This window comes from Vibrio sp. V42_P2S4T144, from assembly GCF_009904715.1.
Classification (GTDB): domain Bacteria; phylum Pseudomonadota; class Gammaproteobacteria; order Enterobacterales; family Vibrionaceae; genus Vibrio; species Vibrio alginolyticus.
This window is the reverse complement of the sequence record NZ_WXWS01000400.1, coordinates 1-11399: the sequence shown is the minus strand read 5'-3', so window position 1 is coordinate 11399 and position 11399 is coordinate 1. Positions and strand designations below refer to the sequence as shown.

At 45.4% G+C, this 11399-nt stretch carries 9 protein-coding genes; 3 read left to right on the top strand and 6 right to left on the bottom strand.

The annotated features are described in order from the left end of the window. The first annotated feature begins 141 nt into the window (after positions 1-141). The 3 genes from CAG68_RS13520 (at position 142) to CAG68_RS13510 (ending at position 4383) form a co-directional block, all read left to right on the top strand. Positions 142-1338: an acetate kinase gene (locus tag CAG68_RS13520; RefSeq protein WP_005380807.1), complete on the top strand. Its 1197-nt coding sequence runs from the start codon at positions 142-144 to the stop codon at positions 1336-1338. 136 nt (positions 1339-1474) lie between these two features. Continuing rightward, entirely contained in the window at positions 1475-3619 is a 2145-nt protein-coding gene (pta, locus tag CAG68_RS13515) for a phosphate acetyltransferase (protein WP_005380805.1), read from the top strand. Positions 3620-3960: 341 nt separating this feature from the next. Further along, entirely contained in the window at positions 3961-4383 is a 423-nt protein-coding gene (locus tag CAG68_RS13510; protein WP_161441266.1) for a DUF7282 domain-containing protein, read from the top strand. A 114-nt stretch (positions 4384-4497) separates the two neighbouring features. On the opposite strand, the gene CAG68_RS13505 is transcribed toward CAG68_RS13510, so the two are convergent. The 6 genes from CAG68_RS13505 to CAG68_RS13480 form a co-directional block, all read right to left on the bottom strand. Next, a complete protein-coding gene (locus tag CAG68_RS13505) occupies positions 4498-5445 on the bottom strand; it encodes a glutathione S-transferase family protein (RefSeq protein WP_042523110.1) in 948 nt (315 codons plus the stop codon). A 167-nt stretch (positions 5446-5612) separates the two neighbouring features. Then, positions 5613-6626, bottom strand: coding sequence for a murein tripeptide/oligopeptide ABC transporter ATP binding protein OppF (gene oppF / locus CAG68_RS13500; protein WP_272926331.1), 1014 nt, complete (start codon positions 6624-6626; stop codon positions 5613-5615). Further along, positions 6605-7576 (bottom strand): ABC transporter ATP-binding protein, encoded by a 972-nt coding sequence (locus CAG68_RS13495; protein ID WP_005380792.1) that lies wholly within the window; start codon positions 7574-7576, stop codon positions 6605-6607. The genes oppF and CAG68_RS13495 overlap by 22 nt, the downstream gene beginning before the upstream one ends. 27 nt (positions 7577-7603) lie before the next feature. After that, on the bottom strand, positions 7604-8506 hold the full coding sequence (gene oppC, locus CAG68_RS13490; RefSeq protein ID WP_017633861.1) for an oligopeptide ABC transporter permease OppC: 903 nt from the start codon (positions 8504-8506) through the stop codon (positions 7604-7606). 15 nt (positions 8507-8521) lie between these two features. Then, entirely contained in the window at positions 8522-9442 is a 921-nt protein-coding gene (oppB, locus tag CAG68_RS13485) for an oligopeptide ABC transporter permease OppB (RefSeq protein WP_005380786.1), read from the bottom strand. Between the two features lie 128 nt (positions 9443-9570). Beyond that, positions 9571-11247: an ABC transporter substrate-binding protein gene (locus tag CAG68_RS13480; RefSeq protein ID WP_161441264.1), complete on the bottom strand. Its 1677-nt coding sequence runs from the start codon at positions 11245-11247 to the stop codon at positions 9571-9573. Positions 11248-11399 lie beyond the last annotated feature (152 nt).

The following is an 11399-nucleotide window of genomic DNA, read 5'->3' as shown; positions in this document are numbered from 1 at the left end:
GTTCATCACTATTTCTTTATATGGAATTAGAACAATTTTTGACCAGGATTAGTACGCAGCCTTCTGGGTATCGGCTATTCTTGTGATTAATTTTTCATTCTTTAACTGATTTTTTATCAGACGAATAACAGGTAGTCATACATGTCTAAGCTAGTTTTAGTTTTAAACTGCGGTAGTTCTTCTCTTAAATTTGCCGTTGTTGATGCCGAGAACGGCGACGAGCACTTGTCAGGTCTTGCTGAGTGTCTTCACCTTCCTGAAGCTCGCATCAAGTGGAAACTTGATGGCAAGCACGAAGCTCAACTAGGCAATGGTGCAGCTCACGAAGAAGCACTAGCGTTTATGGTAGAAACTATTCTTGCTTCTAAGCCAGAGCTTAAAGCTAACCTAGGCGCAATCGGTCACCGTATCGTTCACGGCGGCGAGCAGTTCACTCAATCTGCACTAATTACTGATGAAGTTCTAAAAGGTATTCAAGACGCTGCAACATTTGCACCTCTTCATAACCCTGCTCACATCATCGGTATCGAAGCGGCTAAGAAAAACTTCCCAGAGCTGAAAAACGTTGCTGTATTTGACACTGCGTTCCACCAAACTATGCCTGAAGAGTCTTACCTATACGCTCTTCCATACAACCTATACAAAGAACACGGTATCCGTCGTTACGGCATGCACGGTACTTCTCACTTGTTCATCACTCGTGAAGTTGCAGGCCTACTAAACAAACCAGTTGAAGAAGTAAACATCATCAACTGTCACCTAGGTAACGGCGCATCTGTATGTGCGATCAAGAACGGTCAATCTGTAGACACTTCTATGGGTCTTACTCCACTTGAAGGTCTGGTAATGGGTACTCGCTGTGGCGACATCGACCCTGCTATCGTCTTCCACCTACACGACGCTCTAGGTTACTCTGTTGATCAAATCAACACGATGCTAACTAAAGAGTCTGGTCTTCAAGGTCTAACTGAAGTGACTTCTGACTGTCGTTTCGTTGAAGACAACTACGGTCAAAAAGAAGAAGCAACACGCGCAATGGACGTGTTCTGCCACCGTCTAGCTAAATACGTTGCTGGCTACACTGCTTCAATGGAAGGCCGTCTAGACGCAATCACTTTCACTGGCGGTATCGGCGAGAACTCTGGCCCTATCCGTGAAATGGTTCTAAACCGTCTTGGCATCTTCGGTATCGAAGTAGATAGCGAAGCTAACCTTAAAGCTCGCTTCGGCGGCGAAGGCGTTATCACGACTGAAAACAGCCGTATCCCTGCAATGGTTATCTCTACTAACGAAGAGCTAGTCATCGCTGAAGACACTGCTCGCCTGACAGGTCTTTAATTGAATTCCTGGCTAGCCACTCGGCTAGCCAGATTTTCATTCAAACGAATTTCTTAGGGGCTCAACTCCTATTCTTCGAGCTTCATGGAATAAGAGTTGAGCTTTTATCCCCCAAATAGCTAAAGGTACTCTACGAATGTCTCGTACTATTATGCTTATCCCTACTAGCGCAGGCGTTGGCCTAACAAGCGTTAGCATGGGTGTTCTTCGCGCTATGGAGCGTAAAGGCGTTAAAGTTTCTTTCTACAAGCCAATCTGTCAGCCACGTTCAGGTGGTGATCAGCCAGATCTGACTTCAACTATCGTTGGTCGTAACAGCGATATGAAGATCGGTGAACCAATGGCGATGTCTGTTGCTGAAAGCCTAATCGGTAACGACAACATGGACGAGCTGCTAGAAACCGTTGTTGAACGTTACAACCAAATCAACAAAGACGCAGACGTTACGCTAATCGAAGGTCTTGTACCTACTCGTAAGCACCCATTTGCAAACCAAGTAAACGCGGAAATCGCGGCAACACTTGGTGCAGAAATCGTGCTAGTTGCGACTCCAGGTACTGATAACCCTGCGCAACTGAAAGAGCGTATCGAAGTAGCATGTTCTAACTTCGGCGGCACTAAAAACAAAAACATCTCAGGTGTTATCATCAACAAGCTAAACGCTCCTGTTGACGAAGCTGGCCGTACTCGCCCTGACCTATCTGAAATCTTTGACGATGCAGACAGCGCGAAACAAAACGAATTGAAAGTGATGGAAATTTTTAACACTTCTCCAATTCGTGTACTAGGTTGTGTGCCATGGAGCATTGATCTGATTGCGACTCGTGCAATCGACATGGCTAAGCACCTGAAAGCAGATATCATCAACGAAGGTGACATCAACACTCGTCGCATCAAGAGCATCACTTTCTGTGCACGTTCTCTGCCAAACATGATTGAGCACTTCAAACCGGGCTCTCTACTTGTTACTTCTGCAGACCGTCCTGATGTTATCGTTGCTGCTTCTCTTGCTGCAATGAACGGTGTGGATATTGGTGCAGTACTGCTAACTGGCGGTTACGATATCCCTAGCGAAATCGAAGGCCTATGTAAACCAGCATTCGACACTGGTCTACCTATCTTCAAAGCACAAGGTAACACTTGGCAAACGTCTCTAAACCTACAGAGCTTCAGCATCGAAGTACCTGCAGACGATAAAGAGCGTATCGAGTTCATCAACGAACACGTTGCTGGCCACATCGACGGTAACTGGATCGAGTCTATGACTGAAGGCACTCAGAAGTCTCGTCGTCTAAGCCCACCAGCGTTCCGTTACCAGCTAACTGAACTTGCTCGTAAAGCAGGTAAGCGTATCGTTCTTCCAGAAGGTGACGAACCACGCACAGTTAAAGCAGCGGCAATCTGTGCTGAACGCGGCATTGCAGACTGTGTACTTCTAGGTAACCCAGATGAAATCCGTCGCGTAGCGGCTCAACAAGGCGTTGAGCTAGGTACTGGTGTAACCATCATTGATGCAGATGCTGTTCGTGAAAACTACGTTGCTCGCCTAGTTGAGTTGCGCGGTGCTAAAGGCATGACTGAAGTTGTGGCTCGTGAGAAGCTACAAGATTCAGTATTCCTAGGCACAATGATGCTTGAGAACGACGAAGTTGACGGCCTAGTTTCTGGTGCTGTTCACACTACGGCGAACACTATCGTTCCTCCGTTCCAAATCATCAAGACGGCACCAAATGCGTCTATCGTATCTTCAGTATTCTTCATGCTTCTGCCTGATCAAGTACTGGTTTACGGTGACTGTGCAATCAACCCAGATCCAACTGCTGAACAGCTTGCTGAAATCGCTATCCAATCTGCTGACTCTGCAGCAGCATTTGGTATCGAACCACGCGTTGCAATGATCTCTTACTCTACTGGTGAATCTGGTAAGGGTGCAGACGTTGATAAAGTACGTGAAGCAACAAAACTGGCTCAAGAGAAACGTCCTGATCTTATCATTGACGGTCCTCTACAGTACGACGCTGCTATTATGGAAAACGTTGCTGCTTCTAAAGCACCAAACTCTCCAGTTGCAGGTAAAGCGACAGTATTTGTATTCCCAGACCTAAACACGGGTAACACGACTTACAAAGCGGTACAACGTTCAGCTGACCTAGTATCTATCGGTCCAATGCTGCAAGGTATGCGTAAACCTGTAAACGACTTGTCTCGTGGCGCGCTAGTAGACGACATCGTGTACACCATCGCTCTAACAGCTATCCAAGCAGACCAAGAAGCTAAATAATCGCTTCTGACATCTAGTTGGATATAGATACAAAGCCCTCGATTCGTCGAGGGCTTTTTCTATTGCTGGCCAGAACACTTATTTGTTTTTATACCAATCACTGCACAACCTATAATTACTGGTGCACAAAGCTTTTCTTCCTATCGCCCCCCATACCTAATCGACATTGCTCGTGCTTGTTCTTACACCGATTGACCCACTCCCCAAAATGCATTGGCTCCAAACCAGCACGGTCCCTGTTCAATTTATCGACATTATTTACGTTTTAGCTAAACTTTTTTGCTAGGAAATACGTAAAAGCTACTGCAATGCACAAACTCATTGACTGCTAAGGAATATATATGAAGGATTTCATCAATACATCACTGATAAAGTTTGGTTTAGCTGCGTTTCTGATTAGTTTTTCTTCATTCAGCTTTTCCGCCCCGAGTATTAAAGGCGTCGATCAAGATATGTCCGGAGGAACGGTGACCGCTGAAATGGCTCATGCTGATGACAATGGGTGGATGGTTGTCCACCGAACAGACGAATCAATGAAGCCTGGTCCTGTTATCGGCTACGCTCCGTTAAAAATGGGAAAGAATGAAAACGTAAATGCAATTTTGATGGAACCAGTAGAATCAGGCGATATGCTGATGTTAATGGTCCACGGAGAGAAAGGTGGCATGAAGACTGGTGTGTTTGAGTATAAGCTCGGCGCTAAAGAGGACGGTCCTGTAAAAGTGGACGGAAAGCTAGTGATGGACATCGTACGCGCTAAGTAAGGTGGCGATGAATGAAAAAGTAAACTTCCTACTCCCGGTATTTAGATGACACAAAAGTACTTAACGGCATTGCTAACCGTTAAGTACTTTTTCATTTGCGATGGAAGCAGCAAACTAGCCAATCCTTTCTCTTCCATGAGGAGTATTTAGGTCTAAATCAGGCCCTTTTGGTACAACTTGCGTCGGATTAATCCCAGTGTGGCTGAAGTAGTAGTGGCGTTTAATGTGATAGAAATCCGTCGTATCTTCGACGCCTTCAACTTGATACAACTCTTTTAAGTAGCCTTGTATATTTTCGTAGTCTGCGATGCGCTGCTTGTTACACTTGAAATGCCCCACATACACCGCATCAAAACGAATAAGAGTCGTAAACAAACGCCAATCCGCCTCAGTAATTGTGTTCCCTGCTAAGTAACGATGCGTCGCTAGGTGAGCATCGATTTTATCTAACGCATTAAACAAAGAATCAAACGCTTCTTCATACGCCTCTTGCGTAGTCGCGAAGCCACAACGATACACTCCGTTGTTGACATTCGGATAAACAAAATCGTTCCACTCATCAATAACGTGTTTTAGATGTTCTGGATAGTAGTCGTCGTGATTCCCTGTTAACGCATTGAACTCCGAGTTAAACATGCGAATGATCTCTGACGACTCGTTTGACACAATAGTATTGGTCTTTTTATCCCAAAGTACAGGCACGGTTACGCGGCCCGTGTAATCGGGTTTGGCCTGCGTGTAAATTTGATACATGCGCGTGTGACCAAACAATGGCTCAGGAAGCCCCATTTGCCAACCTTGGCTGAGCATATCAGGGCAAACGACCGTGACATCAATATGTGGTTCTAAACCTTTCAGCTTGCGGAAAATGAGGGTTCGATGTGCCCAAGGACAAGCAAGAGAGACATACAAATGGTATCGACCGGACTCTGGTGTAAACTCCGCATCAGGGTCGTTTTTAACCCAGTTACGGAATCCGGCATCTTCGCGCACAAATTTGCCACCATTTGATTTTGTGTCATACCAGACATCTTGCCAAACACCTTCAACCAACTTACCCATGATTGCTCTCCTCTCGTTCTGTTTGTGTCTATATTAGCGTTTCCTATCAAACAGAGAATCATCGAACTTAGGACATCATGTTCAAGAAATTCGAATGTATAAATCAGACACATAAAAAAAGCGCGACCCGATGAAGGTGTCGCGCTTAAGCCCGTCACAGGCTGAATTTATACACTAACGTGTAAACAAGATACAGCGTGAACGTCATTACCTAAAATGCTTGGCTTCGTCTTCGCACACTCTTCGGTTGCTTGTGGGCAACGAGTGCGGAATACACAACCCGACGGTGGGTTGATAGGTGAAGGAAGATCACCCTCTAACATTTGGATTTTCTTATTGCGCTCAATATCCGGGTCCGGGATCGGAACCGCAGACATCAGCGCACGCGTATATGGGTGCTTAGGATCAGCAAACAGAGCCTCGGCCTCGCCAAGTTCCACGGCATTACCTAAATACATAACTAAAACGCGATCTGAAATGTGTTTAACGACAGACAAGTCATGCGCAATGAATACCAGAGAAAGCCCTAACTCTTTTTGAATCTCTTTAAGTAGGTTAACCACCTGAGCTTGAATAGATACATCAAGCGCCGATACTGGCTCGTCACAAATGATCATCTTAGGCTTAAGGATAAGCGCACGCGCTATCCCGATACGCTGACACTGACCACCCGAGAACTCGTGTGGGTAACGGTTAATCACGTTAGGTAATAGGCCAACTTTCGCCATCATCTCTTTAACGCGATCTTTCACTTCCTGCTTAGACAGTTCTGGATAGAATGTCTCAAGAGGTTCAGCAATGATATCACCAACAGTCATACGCGGATTCAGCGATGCCAATGGGTCTTGGAAAATCATCTGAATTTCTTTACGCGTCTCACGGCGCTGAACGCTTTTCATTTTAGTAAGGTCTTGACCCAACCACACTACTTGGCCGTCAGTAGCTTCAACCAGACCAATGATGGCACGAGCAAACGTCGATTTACCACAACCTGATTCACCTACTACACCAAGCGTTTCCCCTTCGTATAGTCGAACATTCACGCCATCTACCGCTTTCAGGCTCGAAGGCTTTGACCACGGCCATGCCGACTTTGAGGCAATGCTGAAGTGAACTTTCAGCTCAGAAATGTCCAGAATTAGTTTTTTGTCTACTGCGTTCATTTGTTCCAAGCCTCCCATTCAGAAAAACATGCACGCTGACGACCATCACCAAATGGTGTCAGAATTGGCGCTTCGCGCTTACAACGATCCATCACACGGTGACAGCGCTCTTGATAAGGGCAGCCCGGCGGTAGACGAAGCAAGTTTGGTGGATTGCCAGGAATGGTCGGCAGAATTTCACCCTCGGTATCGAGGCGAGGAATCGCCTTCAGCAGACCCTCCGCATAAGGATGGCTTGGATTATAGAAAATTTCATTTACGTTGCCGTACTCCATGGTACGACCTGCATACATCACCAGCACTTTGTCACACGAACCTGCAACCACACCAAGGTCGTGCGTGATCATGATGATCGCTGTGTTGAACTCAGATTTCAGCTCATTCAACAAGTCCATGATCTGTGCTTGTACCGTCACATCAAGTGCTGTTGTTGGCTCATCGGCAATAAGCAGTTTAGGACGACATAACAACGCCATCGCGATCATTACACGCTGACGCATACCGCCTGAAAACTCATGCGGGTACATCGTGATACGCTTACGCGCTTCAGGGATTTTTACCGCTTCCAGCATGCGTACTGATTCTTCAAATGCTTCCGCTTTGCCCATGCCTTTGTGCAGCATAAGCACTTCCATCAACTGATCACTCACTTTCATGTAAGGGTTCAGTGATGTCATTGGGTCTTGGAAGATCATTGCGATCTGTTCCGCACGCACTTTGTTCAGTTCTTTTTCTGGTAAGTTTAGGATTTCTTTGCCTTCAAACTTTGCGCTACCAGAAATAATACCGTTCTTAGCCAAAAGGCCCATGATTGCGAATACGGTTTGAGATTTACCTGATCCCGACTCTCCAACGATACCTAAGGTTTCGCCTTGGTTGAGAGAGAAGTTCAAATCGTTTACTGCGGTTACGATACCATCTTGCGTGGTGAATTCGACGCGCAGATCTTTGACATCTAATAAGCTCATCATTGCTTCCTTAATCTTATCTTTTAATTATCTGTCTTTTGGATCCAGCGCATCGCGCAGGCCGTCACCAACGTAGTTGAAGCAGAATAGCGTCACAACCATGAACACTGCTGGGAATGCCAGCTGCCAGATTGCTACTTCCATTGTCTGTGCACCTTCTTGTAGAAGAGCGCCCCAACTTGTCATTGGTTCCTGAACACCAAGACCAAGGAATGATAGGAATGATTCCGTTAGAATCATACTTGGGATAAGCAGCGTAGAGTATACCGCTACAATACCCAGTACGTTCGGTACGATATGACGAGTAATGATTTTCCAGTTGCTTACACCACACACATGTGCCGCTTCGATAAACTCCTTGCTACGTAGACTAAGAGTCTGACCACGTACGATACGCGCCATATCTAGCCATGCGATAGCACCAATCGCAACGAAGATCAGCATGATGTTACGACCGAAGAATGTTACCAGTACAATCACCAGGAACATAAACGGTACCGCGTATAAAATTTCTAGAATACGCATCATTACGCGGTCAACTTTACCGCCGATGAAACCAGATGCTGCGCCGTAGAGCGTACCAATCAGTACCGCTACAAATGCACCCATAACACCTACCATCAACGAAATACGACCTCCAATTAGCGTACGCACGTATAAATCACGGCCTAAGCTGTCAGTACCAAACCAATGGTCAGCATTCGGTGCAACGTGCATCGCGTACCAGTCAGTATCATCAAATGTGTACGGTGCGATCATTGGCAGGATAATAACCGCCAACGTCATTAGAACAAGAAGGAATAAGCTCACCATCGCCGCTTTGTTGCGCATGAAACGGATACGAGCATCTTGCCAAAGACTGCGACCTTCAATCTCCAAGTTTTCGGAGAATTTCTCAATCGCTTCTAGGTTTTCTTTTTTCGTTAACATAACCAAACGTCCCTGTTAGTAGCGAATTTTCGGGTCAATCATTGCAAGTAAAATATCTACAATCGCGTTGAATAGAATGAATAGGAAACCAATCAGAATGGTTACCCCCATTACTAGCGAGTAGTCACGGTTAAACGCAGCGTTAACGAATAGTTTACCAATACCAGGCAGACCAAAAATGGTTTCGATAACAACGGAACCGGTGATGATACCTACGAAAGCTGGACCCATGTAAGAAACAACAGGGAGAAGTGCCGGCTTAAGAGCGTGTTTGATAATGATATAACGGTAACTTAGACCTTTAGCACGTGCCGTACGAATAAAGTTACTGTTTAGGGTTTCGATCATCGAACCACGCGTAATACGAGCAAAGGTAGCAACATACAGTAGCGACATACCAATAACAGGAAGCACTAAATACTGCCAGCTACCATCTTGCCAACCGCCCGCAGGGAAGATATTCCAGTGAAGCGAGAATATGTAGATAAGCGCAGGCGCTAATACGAAGGATGGCATTACGACACCAAGCATCGCAGTCGACATAATGGTGTAATCAATCCAAGTATTTTGCTTGAGCGCAGCAATGGTACCGACGGTAACCCCCATTATCAAAGTAAAGATAAAGGCGATGAAGCCCACTTTAGCCGAAACAGGTAAGGCAACCGCGATCAGCTCGTTTACTGAGTAATCAAGGTATTTAAATGACGGTCCGAAATCACCTTGGATAACATTGGTCAAATACGTGGTGTATTGTTCAAATACAGGTTTATCCAAGCCATATTTAGCTTCGATATTTGCCATTACTTCGGGTGGCAATGGACGCTCTGTCGAGAAAGGGTTTCCCGGTGCAAAGCGCATAAGAAAGAAAGATACGGTGATCAAAACCAACATTGTTGGGATCGCCTCAAATATCCTTTTTGCGATGAATTTAAGCATAAACTCACTCTTTCAGTCTGTGACAGTTAAATTAAAGAAGTCGTCCAATTCTTTTGGACTAAAGATAGGCGCTACATGCAATTTCTCACATGTAGGGCCTCATTTTTATAGTTCTATCGAGTTACGAATTACTCTGTGATGTAGAGATCTTTAGAGTAAATCTTGTCTTCCGCGTTATTTACTGGGAAGCCACCAACTTTCGGTGATAGTAGACGTGATTTCACGTACTGGTAGATAGGTGCGATTGGCATATCTTTTGCCATCAAGTTCTCTGCTTCTAGGTAAAGTGCTTGGCGCTCTTCGTCAGAAGTTGAAGCAAATGCTTTGTTCATGATCGCATCGTACTCTTTGCTGTCGTAGTGAATACCACCAGTAGTGTTATTACTCATCATCAGCGTTAGGAAAGATGAAGCTTCGTTGTAGTCGCCACACCAACCTGCACGAGCAACCTCAAAGTTGCCAGAATCTTTGGTAGATAGGTAAGTTTTCCACTCTTGGTTTTCTAGCGTAACGTCTAGACCAAGTGTCTTCTTCCACATTGAACCCAGTGCAACCGCAAGTTTCTTGTGGTTCTCTGATGTATTGTATAGAAGGTTAAATTCAAGAGGGTTGTCTGCGCCGTAACCCGCTTCTTCCAATAGACGCGCAGCTTCTGCGTTACGCTCTTCTTGCGTCATTTTGCCGTATGCAGGAATTTCTGGGTTGAAACCTGCCGTAATTTCAGGTGTTAGGAAGTAAGCTGGCTTTTGACCTTGACCTAAAATCGCATCGGTCACAATGTTACGGTCAATCGCATAAGAAATCGCTTTACGCACACGAACATCATCAAACGGCTTTTTCTTCGTATTGAAGATGTAGTAGTAAGTACATAAGTTACCGGTTACAGACACTTCTTGTGGGTGCTCTTTCTTCAGACGCTTGAAGTGCTCTGTAGGCAGCTCGTTCGTGAAGTCGATTTCACCCGCTAGGAAGCGGTTCATTTCCGCTACTTGGTTCTCGATTGGTAGGAAAGTAACTTGGTCAAGCGTCGTGTTTTCGTTGTCCCAGTACTGTTCGTTACGTTTTAGAACCAAACGCTCGTTTACAACCCAGTTGTCAACAACATAAGCACCGTTACCTACAAAGTTCTCTGGCTTCGTCCATTGATCGCCGAACTTTTCAACAGTTGCTTGATGAACAGGTTTCACTGTCGTGTGGCCCATCATCATTACAAAATATGGTACTGCAGTATCTAACTCAACCACTAACGTGTGATCGTCAACCGCTTTAACACCTAACTCGCTCTTATCTTTTTTACCCGCAACAATGTCTTTTGCGTTCTTCATCTTGGTGTATTCCATGTACCAAGCATATGGAGAGGCGGTTGCTGGATCGACTGCGCGTTGGAAGCTGTAAACGAAATCACCTGCAGTGACAGGATCACCGTTTGACCATTTTGCGTCTTCACGTAAGTGGAAAGTGTATGTTTTGTTGTCTTCAGTTTCCCAAGATTCTGCAACACCAGGGATGTTGTTACCGTCCGCATCTTGGTTTACAAGGCCTTCAAGAAGATCGCGAATCACGTGGGATTCTGGAACACCTTGAGATTTATGAGGGTCTATTGTCGCAACTTCTGTACCGTTACCACGCACCAATTCTTGAACAGCAGCAAGTTTTGGCTCTTTAGAATCAGATTTAGCTTCAGGGGCTGGAGCCGGAGCAGGCTCAGCAGCTTGTTTCTCCGCAGGCTTTTCACCACAACCAGCTAGAGCGAGAGAAAGACCAGCACCAATAAATAAAGCGCGCGTGATTTTATTCTTATACATGCGTAAAACTCCAAATTTTTTCGTTAGCATCCATGACTTCTTTGTAAGGGCCTGGAACGGTCAGAGTTTTAGATTTTTTTAGTGCACTTTCTGAGCACAAAAGTCTAAAACCTTACAAAGACTGCGGCACACATTAGCAATCATTGAAGTAA